10 protein-coding genes, 6 tRNA genes and 1 rRNA gene are annotated in these 19,572 nt (G+C 52.7%); 2 read left to right on the top strand and 15 right to left on the bottom strand.

What is annotated here, in order from left to right; all coding sequences use genetic code 11:
• Positions 1 to 24: 24 nt before the first annotated feature.
• The 6 genes from ACFFT4_RS15355 to ACFFT4_RS15330 all read right to left on the bottom strand — a co-directional run bounded on the left by ACFFT4_RS15355 (position 25) and on the right by ACFFT4_RS15330 (position 14,516).
• Entirely contained in the window at positions 25 to 1,347 is a 1,323-nt protein-coding gene (locus ACFFT4_RS15355) for an ABC transporter substrate-binding protein (protein ID WP_378049039.1), read from the bottom strand.
• A 213-nt stretch (positions 1,348 to 1,560) separates the two neighbouring features.
• The gene (locus tag ACFFT4_RS15350) at positions 1,561 to 2,814 is read right to left on the bottom strand and encodes a mechanosensitive ion channel family protein (RefSeq protein ID WP_378049037.1); all 1,254 of its coding nucleotides are present in this window, start codon (positions 2,812 to 2,814) and stop codon (positions 1,561 to 1,563) included.
• A 143-nt stretch (positions 2,815 to 2,957) separates the two neighbouring features.
• Complete coding sequence (locus tag ACFFT4_RS15345) at positions 2,958 to 11,276, bottom strand: cadherin-like beta sandwich domain-containing protein (RefSeq protein WP_378049035.1); 8,319 nt, start codon at positions 11,274 to 11,276, stop codon at positions 2,958 to 2,960.
• 18 nt (positions 11,277 to 11,294) lie between these two features.
• Entirely contained in the window at positions 11,295 to 12,140 is an 846-nt protein-coding gene (locus tag ACFFT4_RS15340) for a carbohydrate ABC transporter permease (protein ID WP_378049033.1), read from the bottom strand.
• Positions 12,141 to 13,040, bottom strand: coding sequence for a carbohydrate ABC transporter permease (locus tag ACFFT4_RS15335; RefSeq protein WP_378049031.1), 900 nt, complete (start codon positions 13,038 to 13,040; stop codon positions 12,141 to 12,143). It lies immediately after the preceding gene.
• Positions 13,041 to 13,148: 108 nt separating this feature from the next.
• Positions 13,149 to 14,516: an ABC transporter substrate-binding protein gene (locus ACFFT4_RS15330; RefSeq protein WP_378049029.1), complete on the bottom strand. Its 1,368-nt coding sequence runs from the start codon at positions 14,514 to 14,516 to the stop codon at positions 13,149 to 13,151.
• A gap of 223 nt (positions 14,517 to 14,739) precedes the next feature.
• Between ACFFT4_RS15330 and ACFFT4_RS15325 the strand changes: the two genes are divergently transcribed.
• Positions 14,740 to 15,513 carry a response regulator transcription factor gene (locus ACFFT4_RS15325; protein WP_378049027.1) on the top strand — a complete coding sequence of 258 codons (774 nt, stop codon included), beginning with the start codon at positions 14,740 to 14,742 and terminating at the stop codon, positions 15,511 to 15,513.
• A gap of 13 nt (positions 15,514 to 15,526) precedes the next feature.
• Complete coding sequence (locus ACFFT4_RS15320) at positions 15,527 to 17,293, top strand: sensor histidine kinase (RefSeq protein ID WP_378049025.1); 1,767 nt, start codon at positions 15,527 to 15,529, stop codon at positions 17,291 to 17,293.
• 147 nt (positions 17,294 to 17,440) lie between these two features.
• Here the strand turns inward: ACFFT4_RS15320 and ACFFT4_RS15315 are convergent, their stop codons facing one another.
• The 9 genes from ACFFT4_RS15315 to rrf form a co-directional block, all read right to left on the bottom strand.
• Entirely contained in the window at positions 17,441 to 18,031 is a 591-nt protein-coding gene (locus ACFFT4_RS15315) for a PIN domain-containing protein (protein ID WP_378049023.1), read from the bottom strand.
• A 20-nt stretch (positions 18,032 to 18,051) separates the two neighbouring features.
• Positions 18,052 to 18,555: a hypothetical protein gene (locus ACFFT4_RS15310; RefSeq protein ID WP_378049021.1), complete on the bottom strand. Its 504-nt coding sequence runs from the start codon at positions 18,553 to 18,555 to the stop codon at positions 18,052 to 18,054.
• A gap of 229 nt (positions 18,556 to 18,784) precedes the next feature.
• Positions 18,785 to 18,867 (bottom strand) — tRNA-Leu (locus ACFFT4_RS15305).
• 35 nt (positions 18,868 to 18,902) lie between these two features.
• Positions 18,903 to 18,978 (bottom strand) — tRNA-Lys (locus tag ACFFT4_RS15300).
• A 5-nt stretch (positions 18,979 to 18,983) separates the two neighbouring features.
• Positions 18,984 to 19,058, bottom strand: a tRNA-Gln gene (locus ACFFT4_RS15295).
• Positions 19,059 to 19,072: 14 nt separating this feature from the next.
• Positions 19,073 to 19,148 (bottom strand) — tRNA-Val (locus ACFFT4_RS15290).
• A 25-nt stretch (positions 19,149 to 19,173) separates the two neighbouring features.
• Positions 19,174 to 19,248: transfer RNA gene (locus ACFFT4_RS15285), tRNA-Glu, on the bottom strand.
• A 17-nt stretch (positions 19,249 to 19,265) separates the two neighbouring features.
• Positions 19,266 to 19,341 (bottom strand) — tRNA-Thr (locus ACFFT4_RS15280).
• Positions 19,342 to 19,384: 43 nt separating this feature from the next.
• Positions 19,385 to 19,501 (bottom strand): 5S ribosomal RNA (rrf, locus tag ACFFT4_RS15275).
• Positions 19,502 to 19,572: the final 71 nt, after the last annotated feature.

Genomic DNA, 19,572 nt, shown 5'->3' with positions numbered 1-19,572 from the left:
GCCCCGCCATCCGCTTCGCTGTCCTTATTGGGAGTTATCCTTGTCGATAATCGCCTGAAGCTCCTCGTTGGCCAGATCGGCCGCCGCCTGGATGTCTTCGCCGAGAATCGCCTTCACGACGATCGCTCCGACGACGTCCCGGGATTCCGTCACGCTCATCACCTGAGGCACGAAATGATCGACCCCGATGTTCATCGTCTCCTGAATGGCCGCGGCCAGATCCTCCGGGAATTCCGCCGTTCCTTCCTTCGAAGCCCAGACGGAATCCCGCGCTCCGGGAACGCCGCTTTGCTGAATCATCAGCGCGTTCTCCTTGTTGGTCGCCCATTCCATGAACGCCCACGCCGCGTCCTTGCCCTTGGACTGCGGATTCATCGCCAGCGACCACGACGCCGTGCTGTACGGCTTCGCTCCCGCGCTGCCGGCCGGGAAAACGCCGAAGCCGACTTTATCGGCCACAAGCGACTTCTCCGGGTCGGTCGCGTTCTTGAACAGCGCGGCCGAATCGACGTAGAATGCGGCCTTGCCTTGCGCGAACAAGCCGATCGCCTGCGCCCAGTTCATGTTCAGAACGCCTTGCGGGCCGTAATTTTTCACCAGATCGGCATACAGCTTGAAGCCTCTGATCGCTTCCGGCGTATTGACCGCCGCCTTGTCTCCGACCATGAAATCCCCGCCCTCGGAGAACACGAACGAAGAGACTGCCGTGACCAGCGCGTTCCGCTGTCCCCTCGCCACGAAGCCGTAGAAGTCGTCCTTCGGCTTGTGCAGCTTCTTCATCGCCTCCTCGAATTCCGCCATCGTCTTCGGAACGGGAATGTTGTTTTCCTCCAAAATGTCTTTCCGGTAATACAGGATAAATTGGTCCGTCCAGAGCGGAATCGACATCAGCTTGCCGTCGATGGTGCTGGCCTCGATCGTCGCTTTGGAGAAATCGCCGAAGTCGTACTCCGCGTTGCGGTTCGCGTAATCGTCCAGCGGAGCCGTCCAGCCGTTTTTGGCGTACAGGATTTTGTCCATGTACGGACGATACGTGAAGACGTCCGGCGTATCCGCCCCGGTCGTGAACTGAACCGCCAGCTTCTGCTGCAGCTGCTCCTCGGCGAACACCTGCAGATCCACCTTGATGCCGGTCTCCTTCTCGAACTTCGGGATCTCCGGCTTCAACGCATCCGTCCAAGGATGGTTAACTGCGAATACGGTTATTTTCTGGCCGGCCATTGGCTGCTTCTGCTGCTCTCCTGCGGGCGAAGCCGCGTTTTCCTTGCCGCCTCCTCCTCCGCAAGCGGTAGCCGTCAGAGCCGTAGCAAGCGTTAATCCCAGTACCGAGAACTTTTTGAGCGTCATGTTGTTGCCCCTCTCTTAGCTTAAAATTCCCCACGCCCTCATTGTATACACGGCCCGTCCGCGAACCCATAGCAAGATTTCAAGATTCATGCATCCATATCTTATCATGCGGACATCTCCTCTCCCGCGCGGCTTTACCTTTCCGGAGCATGCCTAAAAGGCCGCTTCGCGAGGCCATCCGGCCTGCAAAGCAGCCTTACCGTTCGGATAAGGTCAGGAACCTGCCGATCGCGTCTCCTCCCGCAGAGCCCGGGTAAAATCGTGTCCGGTCGGATTCTGAAAAATGCGCAGCCCGAAGGTCGGAGCGGAGGCGAAAATGTGGTCGAAAATATCGGATTGAACCGACTCGTAGACGGCCCAGTTCGTATCTCGCACGAAAGCGTAGATTTCCAGAGGCAGGCCGTGCTCCGTCGGCGCCAGCTGCCTGACCAGCAGCGTCAGGTCCCGATGAATCAGCGCGTGCTGCCGCAAGTAATTTTCGACGTAAACGCGGAATACGCCGACATTCGTCAGCTGCCTTCCGTTCACCTCCAGCGATTTGTCGACGCCGTTGCGGTCGTTATGCTCGGCAATTTCCCGCTCTTTATTTTCGATGTAATCGGCCAGCAGTTGGATCTTCCGAAGCCTCCCAAGCATCTCGCGCGAACAAAAGCCGATGCTGCTCGCATCGATATGGACGGCCCGCTTGATGCGCCGCCCGCCCGCCTGCCTCATCCCCCGCCAGTTGCGGAACGAGTCGGAAATGAGCGCATAGCTCGGAATCATCGTAATCGTTTTATCGAAATTCAGCACCTTTACTGTGTTCAGGGAAATATCGATCACGTCGCCGTCCGCGTTGTACTTCGGCATCTCGATCCAGTCTCCCACGCGCACCATGTCGTTGGCCGACAGCTGTACGCCGGCGACAAGTCCCAGAATCGAATCCTTGAAAATCAGCATCAGAACGGCCGACAGCGCTCCCAGGCCGCTTAGCAGCAGCAGAGGGCTCTGCCCGATCAGGCCGGAAACGATAATAATGGCGCCGATAATGAACACGAAAATTTTGATCACTTGCGTGTAGCCGCGGATCGGCTTTATTTTGGATACTTCATAGGTATTGTAAATGTCGTTGCACGCGTTCAGGAAGGCGTCGATCGCCATCATGCTTACGATGATAATGGAGATGACCGCACCCTTCTCGATCAGCGTCTGATAATGCGGGAAGACCGGCGCGAAGTAATAAATGATGACAGCCGGCACAATGTGGGCAAACCGGTGGAAAACTTTGCGCTCCAAAAAGACATTGTCCCAGGTGAAGCGATTTTTCATAATGATCGAGGCGATGACGCGCAGAACGATTTTCTTGGTCACGAAGTTCGCCACCGCGCATAATCCGACGACAAGCAAGATGACGATCATACTGGCGAGATACACCGCTACGGACGACGAGACTCCCTGCTCAAGCAATTGACGCTTAATAAAATCCATTCATTTCTCCTTATGCAGCCTTGAATTTCGTGGCTCCATTATAACACTCTCCGCATAAGTGGCAAGCCTTCCCTCGCTCTTCGGCAAATAAAGCCGAGACAGCGGGACAATCCCCGCCGTCTCGGCCTCGTTCGCGTTTCAACCTATCGGCTGATGACTTCCTGACGCTTATCGTCGATGATGTAGAAATGCGCTGCCGCGGCTTCTTCGATATCCTTGAAGGCCCAGAAGTCGGCCGGCACATCCGGGAACGACGGTTGTTCGACGCCGTTAAGCGGCCCGCGTCCGAACATCCGGTTGAGCATCGCAACCGCTTCCGCGCGGGTCGCGCTGCGGCCCGGCTTAAAGCTGCCGTCCGCGTACCCGTTGATCAGCCCCGCCTCCAGCGCCGCACGGATGCTCCCTTGCGCCCAATGACCCGCAATGTCATTAAAACCGAGCGTTCCGCCCTTCTCGACGGCCAGATCGCGATAGTTCGCGATCACCGTGGCGATCTCCGCGCGCGTGACCGCTTCGTTCGGCTTAAAGCTGCCGTCCGGCCTTCCTTGCATCAGCCCTTTTTCTTTGACAAAAGCGATGGCTCCCGCGGACCACGAGGTTTTCGATACGTCCGCAAACGGCGCTTCTCCGCTCCATACGCCTTCGGTATAACCCAGATTACGCGCGATCATCGCTGCGAATTGCTCGCGCGTCACGTTCTCGAGCGGCTTGAACAACCCGTCCGGGAAACCGCCGACGTAAGCTTCGTGCCGCCCCTGCTCGGGGTTTAACGCGATCGCCCGATTAAAGTCGATGATCGCGAACGTGCTGAATTGAGCGATGGAGAATTGAAGCCCCGGCTGTCCATCCGGCATCGTTACGAGCAGACCTGCGGCCACTTCTCTCTCGCCGTTGGAATGTTCGATGAAGATCCCCAGCTGCGCCAGGTAGGCGGCAAGCTCGCTCTCCTTCTCGGGAAGCGCAACGCCGCGCAGCGGCAAGGTGAGCGTTACCGGCCGGTTCGTCAAGTTCGTCTCGACTTTCATCGGTCTTGCCACCACGTCGATCAGCTCGTCTTCGGCCCATTGGCGAACGACGTCTTCCGCGCGCGCACGAGCCTCAAGCTCGTTGCGTTCGCCCACGTCCTTAACCGGAACGAGTTTGAAATAAACGCTATTCTCCAATTCTCCGAGCGAGCCGTTCGGCACTTGAATCCAAACATTCGGATTGAAGAATTCAAGGTCGATGCCGTTCTCCCGCAGCAATGCGGCCGTCTCTTGCGGGATTTCAAGATTGACTTCGCTGACCGCATCCCGGTCGTCCGGAATGACGATCCGCGCGGCGCGTTTTCCGCCCGCCAACGCTTTGTCGACCGTTTCCCGCGCCTTGTCCCGGGTGTAGACCACTTCGTCGTGAATACGCCCGTCGCTTCCGGTCGTGCGTTTGATCTCCACTTGGGCCATATCGGCTTGGTCGTCGTCGCCGCTTACGACATCAACCGCCAACGTTTCCGTAGATTCCGATGGAACGGACCCTCCTCCGCCCGGGGACGAAACCCGCTGAACCGCGAACGATCTCGTCTTCATCACCGTGCGCTCGCCGTCTCTCGCCGTCGCTTCAACGGTATAGGCGCCCGGAGCCAGCGTCTGATTCAGGTCGTAAGACCATGCTGCGTCGCCGGGGCTCCAGTTCAGCTTCCCGTTCACGCCGACAGCATTGCCTTTGGCATCTTTTACGGCTACCGTCAGTGCGTCGGCATCGGGATGAACGCCGCCATAAATGGCAGGTCTCGCGTTGGTCGTATTTCCGCTCGGTCCGACGATCCGAAGAGCCGCCGCGAACGGATTTTCGGCCATGAGGGTAAATCTTCCCACAGGCGAGCCTTGATCGCCCGTGCCGACCAACCGGCCTGCTCCGTCGTAGTCGATGCGGATGTTCGCGTCAACGGACAAGCGGATATCGTCCGGCAATGCCAGGATCACTGTCGACGGATCGGTTTCGTATACGGCAGCCGTAACCGTTGCTGCTTGTTCGTCAACCGTGACGGTGAACCCGCTTGGCGAAGCTCCGCCGTTAAAGGCTACGCCTCTATCAAACGCCACGGTTACGATGTTTGTTCCCTCCGCGAAGCTGCCGCTTACCGCTCTCGGCGGGACCTCTTTGAGCGCTTCGCGGGTTTCCTGCAGACGCTGCAGCGCTTGATCGACTTGAGTTTGCGTCGCGTCGCTTGCCGCCAGTACCGCATGCGCGGCGGTCAGAGCGGCTGCGAACGGGCCCCAGGTTTCCGACGTATAGTCCGCTTCCTGTTTGCCTGAATCCGCATTCGCTTCGATCTGCAGCGCCGTCTTGTCGACCGGATCGGTTCCTTCGCCGGGGTCCGGCTCGTCTGCTCTTGTCACGCTGATCTTATACGTAGCAGCTGTTCCATCCTCCGAGATTACGACGATCGGAATGTCGTTAATACCCTCGACAAGCTCTACCCTGGTCTCGGTTCCCGACGCTGCGGGCACACCGTTTACGGTAAGGCTCTGATATACAGAAGCGGATACCGTCGGCGTAATGCCGATACTTGTTACGCGGTTTGCAACGCTTGCCTCGTAATTCATTTCGTTCGGCGCAAATGCCGGCGACAGCGTGCCGGAGCTGATCTCCAGCGCTCTTAATGCAGCGTCGCCAATCGAGTACGGCTCTCTTTCGATATCTACATAGGTCGTGCCGGCGTTAAAATCCGCCGCGTAGAATTCGATTTTGCCAATATCCGAGACCGCATTTCTAAGCGCTCCTTGCGTTACCTTCTGAACGCCGTCGACATAAAAATCGAATTTGTCGGTATCCGTGTCGATGACCAATTTCAACTCGTACCACGTGTTTGCGGCGAATGGCTGGAGCGTCTGCCAGCCTCCGTTGCTGTACGCCTTAATATTGCCATTGTCAAATTGGATCGTTGCAGCCATCGTAGTTCCGTCGCTGCCGTACACATAAGGCAGACACCACAGATTGCCGGTACTCTCTCTCCTGACCTTGGCCTCAATGACCACTGTTCCGCTTAGCGGGGCAAACTCTTTATACAAGGATGTCTTGGAGCCCGTCGCGGTACCGACTTTATTAATCAGCACGCTCTTGTCCGCGGCGCTCGGAACGTCCTGCACGGTTACCGTCCCTACGCTTGTGTTCACGCCCCATCCCACAGGCGCGCTTCCAGCGGGCATGGTATTAAAGTTATCGCGGCTGTGATCCGCATCTCTGGTGACGACGATCGTATAGACGGCAGTTGTGCCGTCCTGCGCCGTGACGACCACCGGGATCGCGTTTGCTCCGACTGCCAGATGCACGCGCCCTGCGGCTCCCGACATCAGGGACTCACCGTTTACAGTCAGGCTCCGGTAGGTCGGCGAAGTCGCGGTTGCCGTAATGTCTAACGTGGATACATCGTTTGCAACCAAGACCGCGTAATCTCTATTTTCCGGCGTAAACGCCGGAGTTAACGCGCCTTGACTGAGGGTCAGGCCGCTGAGCGATGCAATGCCGCTCTGAGCCGCTTCCCTTGTAATCACAAGCATGTAGGTGGCGGTCGCACCGTCCAGCGCCTTGACGACTACCGGAATGCGATTTTCGCCATTTTCGAGATTTACACTGCTGGCAGCTCCCGATACCGCGGGTTCGCCGTTTACGGTCAGAGCCTCGTATCCGAGAACGGTAGCCGTCGGCGTAATGTCCATGCGGGATACAACGTTTGCCACAATGGCCGAATAGTCTTTAATGACGGGTGAAAAAATCGGCGTCAACGTCCCCTGACTGATGGACAGATCGCTTAAGGACGCGCCGTCCAGAGGCGAGAAAAATTTGACCTTATCCGTCCGCGCCTGCTCGCCGTTGCTGGCGGTGCCTTCGATTCTGACCGTGCTGTTCGCCGGTATATCCACGTTCGCGATGAGCCTGCGGGTTAACGAATCCAGATCGGGCGCATCCGAACTCAAATTACGGTCGGCGGTCCACGAATCGATCAGCTTGTCGTCCACATACAGCTTGTAGGACGAAGTGCCGTCATTCTCGTCGAAATAGTTAACCTGTACGTCGTAGACGCCGGAAGGCTGATCGAATACATAGCTTGCCGAGCCGGTTCCGGAAGCGACTTCGATCAGTTTCTGCATGGACGCGTAATCGTTGCCTTTGACCGTATACTTCGATAGGGTCATCTCTTCGGCTTCAACCCACAGTTGAATATAAGGAAGCGCCAAATACGGCTTTAGAACCGCCGCCAGCTTGTTCGCGGCTTTGGCTTGACCCGACCGGGTAGGAAGAAAGCTCATCCCGTCGCTCTGGTAGTCCCCCGATCCGGGAGTTCCGTATCCATCGAGCCAACCTGTCGTATCCACGAAGCGAACCTTCGTATCGCCCGCTTCGATTCTCGCTTGTACGGCATTGGATACCTCGGTTTCGAGCCATCCGTTAAACAATCTTAAAGCGAAGATTTCCGCATTCGGATACTTGTCCCTTAGCGAAGCCAGGAATTGAATATAATGGCTTTGGAATTCTGCAGGATCTCCGCCGTTATATCGGTCGTAAGACCCCAAATCCACTACGATGGCCTGTGGAGCTGACGCGTGAACATCCCAATCGGCCGAGGCGGCGGATGCCGGCGTTTTCATTTTCCAGTAGGCTTCCTCCATCCCCGCCGTTCCCCCCGACGATGTTCCATCGACCAGCGACAGGTTCGGATAGGTTATCTGCGTATGTTCGTTTCCTAAAATATCGGAGGCCAGCCAGGCATAAGAGTCTCCGCTGCCGTTGGCGTTCCCCATGCCTGCGGCAATGGAATCGCCGATAAATTCCACAACGGGATTGGCCGGAATTTGCGGTTCAACCGTGGTCGCTCCGTAATCCAGCACCAAGCCCTGGAAGACCAATTCATCGTCGGCATACCGGGCGGCAACTCGCAGACTGTGAGTTCCGGCCTCCAGCGGGACCTGCGTCAAGTTCACCGTGCCGTTCACGCCGGACAGCAGCTTGTCGCCGGTCTCGTCTATATTGACGAGGATATCGGCTGTTTTCCCCAGATGGATGCTTGCCGTCGTTCCGGTAAACCTCGTCTTCAAATAGGCGCCGCCCCAATGGCTGCCGTACTTGGCGGAATCGCTCTTGTCCCAACGTCCGACATACCGGATATTCGGATCGTCAACCGGGATCATGCCGGTGCTGCCACCCGAACCCGCTTCTTTTCTTATTTTGATCGTGTAGGTCGCGACTGTGCCATCCTGCGCCTGGACGACTACAGGAATGCGGTTATCCCCGGCAGCCAGCCCCACGGAGCTTGCGGCACCCGATACTGCGGGCGCACCGTTTACAGTGATGCTTCTGTACGCGGAAGATGCCGCCGTCGGCGTTAAGTCGACGCTTGCCTCACTGTCGGCAACGCTGACCGTATAGCTCCGAATCTCCGGCGAGAATGCCGGCAAGAGCGTGCCGGAGCTTACGGCCAGCTGGCTTAACGATGCATCGCCGCTTGGAAGCCCGGCGGATTCGACCATGGCGTTCCCTTCATTTGACGGATCGCTTTCCACGCTTCCGTTAACCGCCGTTACGACAAGATAGTATCTCGTCCAATCCCGGAGAGGCTCGATCTCGCTGCTTGTTCCCGTGATATTGTCCACTGTCTCGCTATACTGTCCGGACGCCGTTCCGTACGCAATGCGATAATGATCCGCTCCCGCCACCGGCGTCCATTGAGCGGTCAGCTTGCCGTTCCCGGGCGCGACACTGACCAGCTGCGGGGCCAAGAGCTTGTCGGCCGACGGAGCTGCGGTCCGTTCTTCGGATGCCTCGCTCTGCTCCTCGTCGGCATACTTCGTGCGCACGACGAAGTAATATTCGGTATCGTTGGTCAGTCCATTCACGATATAACTTGTCGTATTGCCGCAATCCACAGTCTCGGCGTAGACGCCGGACTCCGTTCCATACTGCAATACGTAACCCGCCGCATTGGGAACCGGCGACCAGTCAAGCTTGACCTGCGTGCTGCCCGTCTCGACGGTCTGCCATTCGGGCGCGCTCGGCAGAGGGGTCAGCAGGATGTAATCTATCGCCGCCATATAACCCGAAGAAGACGCATGCTTGCCTGTCGCGGTAAATTGGACAGGATGCTTGCCGGCGCTTAAAGTCGCCGTCCCCAAATCGACCTCCATAAAATTCTGTCCGGCGGCATATTGATCGAAGGGCGAGCCCTGAGCGATTCCGTCAATCGACATTTGCAGTATCGCGCGGCTGGAGCCGCTTTTATAACCCACCTTAACGTTATAGATGCCGGCTTCGGCAACATTGAAATTGTTGTATCGGACAAATTCGCCTGCCGCTTTAAGATCGGCCTTGCTCCAGACGCTATTGCTGGCGTTCAGAGTAGTCAGCAGTTCCTTCTCGGCTGTTAATGCGCGGCCGGAGGCGATCGTCGCTCCGCCGTTCAGGATTTCCGCCTCATGCAGGGTTGAAGCGTCGCTCGTAGAAATGTCGCCGTGAACTCGGACGATGGAGAAGGAATACGGCTCAACCGAATAGTCGAGCTGATTGCCGGTTACGCTTGCCGTAGTCGTACCGTAATCCACTTCATTCAGATCGGTGCTCTGACCTTTGCCATCCAGCCTGTAATTGTTGTCCTTGGCCTCCTTGTTGCCTGCAGCTTTGGGCTTCAGGTAGGTCACATCGGCTGTTGGGGAGATGCCCGTCATTCCGTTCAGCGTAATTTTCGGATTAATCGTATTCGCGCCGTTATTGATAAGCTTCAGGATCAAATCGCCGGTTTCGTTATCCTTGCCTGCGACAACGACAAGGCTGGTGTCGCCCGATTGCCTGAAATTCACATTGTAATCCGCGAGATTTTCCGCCCACATCTTGTCTACGTGATAATAGTTGCTTTTGAACACATGGGCATTGTCAAAATCGATCACTCTTCTCAGCAGCGTAAAAGAGGACATGTCCAGAATATCCCCGTTTTTCTCGAATACCGCTTTGTCTTTGGCCATATCCAACGCATCGTTGATGGAAGCGTCCCGCTGATTGGAACCGTATTCGCCGATCATCACCTTCGGATAGGTGCGGTCATAGTTGTAAATAAAATGAATCCAGTCCAGACTGCCTCTGTCGTAATAATAGTGGCCGTCGGTTTCGTAAGCGCCCAATTGCTGGCTGAATTCATACATGGAATGAGAGTCCGATGCCGTTACGATCAGCTTGAGCGACGGATACGCCTGATGAACCGCATCGTATATTCTGGTAATATCCGCTCTGGCATTGGCGCTGTCATGCTCTTCGTTACCCAATGCCAGATACTCCAGACCAAACGGTTCGGGATGGCCCATAGCCGCGCGCTTCGCGCCCCAGGTCGAAGTCGGGCTGCCGTTGGCAAACTCTACGAAATCCAGCGTGTCCTGCACGAGCTGGTCCATCGCGGCGGAATCGGGGCTAAGAGCGCTGCCGATATGCTTTACGCCCACGGGAAGAACCGGCACCGCAACCACGCCGATATCTTCGCTCAGCTGCAGCCACTCGAACATGCCGAAGCCGTTCGTCATATGTTCCCGGGGGTCCATGGAGTTCCATTGGGGGTTGGGATATTCCTTGCGCGTTTCGATGGGTCCCAATTGATCCTTCCAGTTGTATTGGTAGGAAGGCATATGAATAATGCAGCCGCCCGGAAAACGCAGGAATCCAAGGTGCATGTCCTCCAGAGCTTCTCCGATATCGGCCCTTAATCCATTCGGACGGTTCTTGTAGGTTTCGGCCGGGAACAGGGAGATAAAATCCAGGTACACATTCCCCGTGCCGTTCGCCAGCAGGACCAATCTGGCATCCGCATCGCTGGCACCGGATGTAAGGGTGCCCTCGTATTTCACCCACTCTCCGGTCAGAGAGGCGATCGTTGCATGGCCATAGCTTGTGCCGTCCGTGCTTTCGATCGCCAGCGTTAACGACGAGCTGAAATCGGCCCCTCTCCGGGCATAGAACGAGTAGTTATAGACCGCGCCGGCTTCGACGCTGACGCCGTACCAGCCCGCATTGGAAATGCCCACGCCGTCACCCGCCGCAGACACGTTTACATGCAAATAATGCGTATTCACGGCGTTAAGCGGGTTCATGTTTTCCACGGCAGCGGTTCCGCTGCCGCCGCCCCGGCTAACCTTGGTCCATCCGGCCAGAGGCGTATTATAGGGCGCCGCATCCTCGGAGCCGAACTCGAACGACCGGTTAAACACCTTCTCCGCATAAAAGCCGCCGTCCATGGCCAGATTCAGATCCTCGGCAAATCCGCCTACCAGAAGCTGCGAGACTTCATTGGTCGTGATGTTAGCGTTTACAGTTACTTCTGCGGCAGATGCAGCCGCATAAGCAGGCTGCTGTCCCGTCACAAACATGCTGAGTAACAGGGAAGCGATCAAGAGCGTAATTGCACATTTTCTGGCTGCTGCCTTAAACGCGGTCAACATGTTGTCCATTCAACTCCTTCGCTTTATTTATCCTTTGATTCCCGTTGTGGCCACGCCTTCCACAAAGTACTTCTGCGCAAAGAAAAAGATAAGCACGCATGGAATGATAGCCACGATCGACATCGCCATAATCTGGTTCCAGTTTGCGGCCGCCGTATTATCCAGAGACATTCTCAAGCCCAGAGCGATCGTGTATTTCTTGACGCTGTTGATATAGATCATCGAATTGAAAAAGTCATTCCATGTCCAAATGAATTGGAAAATCCCTACGGAGAACAGCGCCGGCTTGCACAGCGGGAGCAAGATCCTCACCAGAATAACAAAAGAATTGCAGCCGTCCACCGTGGCCGATTCATCCAGCTCTCTTGGCAAACCTCTGAGAAATTGCACCAGCATAAAGATAAAAAACGGATAACAGGCAAACAGCGCAGGTATCGTAAAAGGCAAATAGCTGTTAAGCCAGTCAAAGTTCTTAAACAGAATATATCTGGGGATGATGACGACGGCGTTAGGCAGCATGAGCGTAGAGATCATCAAAATAAACAGCGGTTTCTTGAACGGGAACTTGAAGCGCGCAAACCCGTAAGCGACCAACGTACTGGACAGCAACGTAAAAAGGACAACCGGAATGACCAGCATAAAGGAATTCGTGAAAAAAACGCCAAAACTGAACTGTCCGCTTCCCTTCCACCCTTTGGCGAACGCGTCCCAGACTATCTCCTTGGGCAGCAGCGCAATCGAACCGAATATTTCGTTATTAGGCTTGAAGGCCGCAAAGAACAACCAGATAAGAGGGTAGATCATCAATAGGCCGAAGGCGCTTAGCAACAGGTATCTTGCCATTTTCTGAAACGGATTGTATTCTTTCTTCACCTAGAAATCTCCTCCATCCTCGTAGTGGGTCCAGGATGCCGATGATTTAAAGGTCAGCGCGGTAAATCCCAGAATGATCAGAAACAGAACCCATGACAGCGCGGAGGCATAGCCCATCTTGAAAAACTTGAAGCCTTCGTCGTACAATTTCATCGCATACAAGTAAGTGGAGTTCAAAGGCCCTCCGTTCGTGATGACGAACGGTCCGGTAAAATCCTGAAACGCATTCACCATCTGCATAATCAGGTTAAAGAAAATGATCGGCGTCAGCAGCGGAATCGTGATTGTGAAGAACATCCTGACTTTGCTTGCGCCATCGACGGTTCCCGCTTCGTACAGCTCGGCGGGGATTTGCTTTAAGCCCGCCAGGAAGAGCACCATGGACGACCCGAACTGCCATACGGTGAGAAGGCCTATCGTAAAGAGCGCGATCTTGGGACTTCCCAGCCAATCGATCTCCGGAACATGCACGGCGGCGATAACTCTATTGATAAAACCGTCTTTGGCAAACAGAAATTTCCATAACACGGCAACCGCAACGCTGCCTCCCAGGATGGAGGGAAGATAATATACAGTGCGGAAAATGTTGACGAATTTTAAGTTTACGTTTAACATCACGGCCACAAGCAAGGCGAAGGCGAGCTTCAGCGGTACCGACATCAATACGTATTCAATCGTTACGAGCAAGGATTTATAGAACAGCTCGTCTTTGGTAAACATCGTAATATAATTTTTCAGACCTACGTAGCTGGGCGTATTCGTAATGGAATAGTCCGTAAAGGAATAAACAAAGGACGAGATAAAAGGATACAGCTGAAAGACGAGAAAACCCAAAATCCAAGGGGAGATATAAACAAGTCCGATATACCTCTTTGTCGGCCCTTTTTTCATCGCTGCCATTGTTTTCATTCCAGTCACCAATCATCGTTAAATTTTTGCCGTGTCTTGCTCCAGGGCGATCCCTTATACGGCATCGCCCTGGAGCTTTATTCGCATCCGGTTTCGACTTTACTTGGCTTTTTCTTTAAGCTCGTCCAGTTTGGCCTGAACGCGCTCCGTAAGCTCATCCGCCGCTTGCTCCGGCGTTAAGCTGGCGAAGGCCACCTTCTGCAGGACATCCTTCTCGATTTCAAATACTTCGGCATTGCTTAGAAGCACCGGCGGCGCGGCAGCGGGGTCCTGGGACGTAAAGTCGACCACCTTGGCGATGTCCGGATCGATTTTGTCGGCTTCCACCAGAGCCTGTCTGGCCGCTTCCGACGTGGGGACGGATCTCTGATCCGTAAGAATCAGCGCAGCCTCGGGATCATTGAGCAGCCAGTTGGCAAATTTGACGGCCTCCGCTTTATTCGCAGAATTGCTGGACACCCCCAACAGCATGGAAGGCTTGAAGGAGATCGATGGATCGATGCCGTCTTTGACCTTGATCGGCTTGGCCACGGCAAAATTTTCATTCAGGACGGCCTTATATTTTCCGACCGTTCCGGACCATTCGAGAGACGATCCGATCTGCCCGTTGACGAACTTGGGCATCTGCTCCAGCTTGCTGGTGAAGAGGGCCGCCTCGCCCAACGGCTGCAAGGTACCGCTTTCATAGAGCTCTTTAATTAAGGAGAATCCGTCCGCCAGCTCTTCCTTGGAGGCGGTTACCTGGTAATCGTCGTTCAGCCAGTAAGCGCCCGTCTTCGACCGGAGGTAAGGGTCAAACACGACGATCGGCATCGCCGCCAGGTCCGTGCTGAAGAGATAGGCTTCCTTGTCCGCTTCATGGATTTTCCTGCCCGCTTCAATAAAGCTGTCCCAGGTCCATTCGGTATCGGCGGACAAGCCATGCGTTTCAAAAAACTGCTTGTTAATATCAAGGCCAAAGCCATTCGTCCCCATCGGAAGTCCGATCAGCTTTCCGTTAACCGTGCCGTACTCCTGCAGCACCTTCTCGGGGAAAGTCGTCAGATCAACGTCCGCCTCCTGATTAAAGTCGACAAAGACGTCCCCTTGATTGCCCAAATCCTGATTCCAGACATTGTCGAATTGAACCACGTCGGGCGCCGCGCCGCCAGCGATCTGCGTCATCAATTTTTGCTGGTAGCCGTCGTAGCCCTGGTATTCCCCTTCGATTGTCACATTCGGATACTTCTTCCGGTAGGCTTCAATAGCCGCAAGAGTGGCCTGATGACGCGGATCGGATCCCCACCATGAGAATCTCAGCGTAATCGGCTTCGCCGGTCCGCTGTCCGACGGCTGCGCGGCAGCGGATGGCTGCCCGGTCGTCTGATCCGCCGTATGATTGTTCGATTCCCCGCCGCATGCCGACAACGACGCGCCCAGCACGGCCGTCATGCAAGCCAGGCCAAGCCATTTCACCTGTTTCTTCAAAATGCTTCCCCCTCAGAGACTCGGTAATTAACTTCCTAGTCGATTATAGCAACCGCTATCAAGGCCTTTAAGATATCTGAGTTGATATAAAATATCATTAATTGATTTTAGAAATCAAAAATCGGCCTATCGTCTTTCACGGGGCTTTATCCACTTCCATTTTCATTCATCAGGGATATAATCAATTTAAGGATGGAATCGCTCACACTTTTATGGAGGGCCTATGTACAAACTTTTGGTTGTAGACGACGAATTTGAAATCAGAAACGGGCTCTGTCGTTTTTTCCCCTGGAACGCCATCGGATTTGATGTTGTCGGCCAAGCCGAAAACGGGAAGTCCGCGCTGGAATTCGCGAAAACGAATCCGTTGGACGTCATCCTCTGCGATATCGCCATGCCCGTTATGACGGGCCTCGAGCTGGCGCGGGAATTGAACACCTTAAAATGCATGTCCCGGATTATTTTTTTAAGCGGTTACAAAGATTTCGAATATGCCCAGAAAGCGCTCGAATACGGCGCCAAAAATTACATTCTTAAATCCACCAACTACGATGAGCTGATTCGGGTGTTTTCAAAAATAAAATCCGAGCTGGACGAAGAACAAGCCGCGAATGCGACGAATAAAAAAAAGCGGCAGCCCGTTCGAACGGAAATGAATTTTAACGAGAAGATTATTTCCACGATTAAAAGCTATGTCGAGACGCATTACCGGGAAGTCACGCTTGAAGACCTTACGAATCAGGTGCATATGAATCCCGATTATATCAGCAAATTTTTCAAACAGAAGACCGGGCAGAACTTCTCGGAATACCTTCTGGAGATCCGCATGAAAAAAGCGGCGGAGCTGCTCGATGATATCCAATATAAAACCTACGAGATCAGCGACATGGTCGGCTACAGCAACTCGTTCAATTTTACCCGCACCTTCAAAAGCTATTATGGAATGAACCCGCGGGAATACAGAAACAGAAAATCCAACAAACAAGATCAACTATAGGATACGGATAATCATGAAAAGAAAATTTTTTATTAAGAACCTTATGTTTTTTATCGTTCCCCTGTTAATCCCGTTAATTATATTGGGCGGTTTCTCCATCGCCTTTACGCGCAACTTTGTCATTAACGATATCAACAAGAATGATCAGAAATTGCTGAACCAGACCAAAGAAAGCATGGAACTCATTTTTAACGAAATAGATTCGCTTAGCCTGAACTTCAACATGAACGCCTATATCAGCATCAAATTGAAATCCCTTTTTGAAAACGGTTTAACCGATTACGGCAGCATGGACATGCTGAATTTTTTCAAACATATTATCGATGCTCCCGTCAATTCGAAGGCGTATCTTCAATCTATTTATGTCTATATCGACAATAAACAGGGCGTCTTTCTCGCCTCGGAATCCGGTATTTCCAAACTCGAAACCAATGAAGACAAGTCTTGGTACGACAGCTATATCCATTACCGGGACAGCAGCAGCGTCAATACGTGGATAGAATTGCGGCATGTTAACCTGTATTCCTTCAACAGCGCCCCTGCCAATCTGCTCACCGTGTACAAAAAAACCTACACCTCCGGTTCCAAAGTTGCGGACGGCGTCATCGTGATGAACCTCAAGGGGGATTACATCGATCATATGCTGAACGGACTGACGTCTTATCGGGATCAGGCGGTCTTTACTCTGGACGAGAACGACACGATCCTCTCCAGCAGCACCGGCGCCAGTCGTCTGGATAACGGCATTCTTCAGCAAATCGGAGACCAGACTGCCGATTTCTCGGAGTTAAAGCTCAAGAACGAACCTTACATGATTTCGCAGATCCGCTCCGACCGCTATTCTCTCCGATATATTTCGATCGTGCCCAAAAAAACGATCTACAAGGTCCCGGAGAACTTGCTGTTGATTACGGTTCTTCTCCTTCTCGTCTCGCTTATTTTGGGTTTCGTATTGTCCTACTATTTCACAAAGAGAAATTATAATAACCTCAAAGTGATCATTTCCACCATAAAATCGGCGGAGAAGGGGGCGGAGCTGCCGGCGCTTCCTTCCAGGGTCAAGGACGAGTACGGATACATCCTGCAAAATATAATCAAAACTTTTATCGAACAGAGTTATCTTAAAGTCCAGCTTTCCGAAAAGAAGTACAGGCTGAAAACAATGGAGATGCTTGCCCTCCAGTCTCAGATAAACCCCCATTTTCTCTTCAACACCTTAAAAACAATCTTCTGGAAGTCCATAAGCCTTACGGGGGAACAGAACGAGGTCAGTAAAATGATCGACTCCCTGACCCATATCCTGCATTACTCTCTGGGAAATCCCGATACGACGATTACGCTGTCCGAGGAAATCAGCAATACGATGAGCTATATCGAGATCCAGAAATCGAGATACAAAGATATGTTCCGGGTCGTCTGGCAGTACGACGATAAAATTACGAATTACAAATTCATGAAGCTTCTGTTCCAGCCACTGGTTGAGAATAGTATTTATCACGGCATTAAGGAGAAGGACGGGACAAGCGTCATCAAGATTAAAATTACGGAGGACGATTCGCACTTGAAAATATGCATCTTCGATAACGGCCTCGGAATGGACGGGGATACGCTTAGAGAGATCAGAAAAAGACTGAACGAGGACAGCGAATATTCAAGCCATATCGGCCTAATCAATACAAACAAGCGTCTAAAACTTGCCTACGGCGAAAAATACGGACTTCGCATCCGCAGCAAGCACGGTCGGGCAACGGGGGTGTATATTAGAATCCCTATTCGATGAATTTGCGGGCTGGACCACAATTCAAATACTAGACCGCGGCCTTGACTCGAATGCAAATCGACAAATCGGAGATAAAAATTTATAATTTGTATACCAAGACTCAAAAGGGACTCTTGCAATTTTACAAGAATCCTGCGGTTTTCGATTTTAAAGTTGGAGGGCTTCAAGTTTTGCTCTAATGGAGAGATACGATGGGTCTTCCGTAAGCATTGCTCTCGCTTCTGGGGACACTTCAATATATCGCTTGTTTAAGAAATCATATAGCTTCTTTTCACCTGGTTCGCAAAAGACTGAGTAGGTAATGAAGTCCTTAATATTTGCGGTCACCAGAACGGCGTCATTTACGTAAGAATCGACGAGAATACGTGTATCAGAAACGCGTAAGTAGTCTAATCTGTAGTTTGGATCTTTGAAGATGCCATTGAACTTGGTTGAACGTATGTAATTACTAAATTTTCGAAGGTCATGCTCGAGGTCAGCTGGAAAAGTGGTACTCACTGGTGTATATCCCTCGAGCATGCCACTAATGATTCGTTGGTCTCTATCTTTGAGTGTTTGCATTTGAACTTCAAGTTCGCATTTCACTTCAGCACTGAGTAAAATGAACGATTGCCCATCGCTATCGGCAATTTCTTGTCGTAAAGTAGTAAAAAATTCTTTTGCAGCCGCTTGATATGCTTGATTATTATCGTTGTGCATGTAACGATAAAGATTTGAATCTAATAAATACGCAGGCATTTATCCGCTCTCTCCCTCCCTCATTTGGTGCCATAATCCACTGGACCTTCGCCATCCCAAAGCTCCAGGGCATGGTCCACTATTTTCTTCGAACCCTTCATTTCTCGTTCCCGTTCCTTCAAAAAAGTCTCCCAGTTTGAAAACTTCATAAAAGGTTCCGGTTTGATCCTCCATGTACTATGTTCCCCAGCAACTTGCTCAGCTTCCCATTTGCCGTTTGCACAATGGCGACGTACGACTTGTGGAACCAGACCTGTAAGCTTGCTAACGTCACGAACGGATAGATATTCCGGCACGATTGGCAGGCTAAGCGCAGAATCGGAGAAATTCATCGGATAAACGGACTTAACTGACTCTTCCACTTCTCTTAGAGTTTCCTCGGAAAGCAACGGTACGACTTGTGCTTCTCGAAGACGTAGTTCAGACTGAAGCAGCCTTATTTTTGCAAGTGTAATTTCAGCTTCACTGTGCAGGCGATTTTCAGCACTTTTCGGCAGGGTTACATATCCCAAAACTTTAGACATGTCAATCAACCTCCTCACCTCTATCTTACCATATGATTAAACAGAAACAAAGGAACTAATCGAACCTTTGGAACTTCATCTTAGTATATGCATTTTATTTCGATTTAAACATTACTCAATGCGAGTTCTATCCCTGACTTTCGAGCGGAGTACATTTTGGTAAATGATAGCCAATGAAATCAAAAAAACCCTTAAGATCAATTGATCCTAAGAGTTCCATTACGGTTTATGGTGCGCGTAGAGGGACTTGAACCCCCACGGTCTCCCGCCAGATCCTAAGTCTGGTGCGTCTGCCAATTCCGCCATACGCGCGCATTCGCTTGCATTCTGCCCGGTGTCGGAAAGAATGGTGAGCCATGAAGGACTCGAACCTTCGACACCCTGATTAAAAGTCAGGTGCTCTACCAACTGAGCTAATGGCTCGAGAATGGCTGGGGATCTAGGATTCGAACCTAGGAGTGACGGAGTCAAAGTCCGTTGCCTTACCGCTTGGCTAATCCCCAACGGAAGGAATTTATGGTGGAGGCTGAGGGGATCGAACCCCCGACCCTCTGCTTGTAAGGCAGATGCTCTCCCGGCTGAGCTAAGCCTCCACGATGTGCGGTATGAAGAAAGAAATGGTGACCCCTAGGGGATTCGAACCCCTGTTACCTCCGTGAAAGGGAGGTGTCTTAACCACTTGACCAAGGGGCCATGTTATAGTAGGGAAATGGAGCTCTCAACCGGGATCGAACCGGTGACCTCATCCTTACCATGGATGCACTCTACCTACTGAGCTATGAGAGCATGGTCCTTACTTATACACAGCGATAGAGATAAAAACAATCCAGCCTGGCAACGTCCTACTCTCCCAGGACCCTGCGGTCCAAGTACCATCGGCGCTGGAGGGCTTAACGGTCGTGTTCGGGATGGTTACGCGTGGAACCCCTCCGCCTTCATCACCAGACCAGATTGCTTTCTCACAAGGCTTGCGCCTTGAAAACCGGATGCGAACCCAACTTACGCGAAGAAGAAGGT

The organism is Cohnella cellulosilytica (assembly GCF_042431195.1).
Classification (GTDB): Bacteria; Bacillota; Bacilli; order Paenibacillales; family Paenibacillaceae; genus Cohnella; species Cohnella cellulosilytica.
Note: the sequence above shows the minus strand (reverse complement) of the source record. Positions and strands in the feature narration are given on the sequence as shown.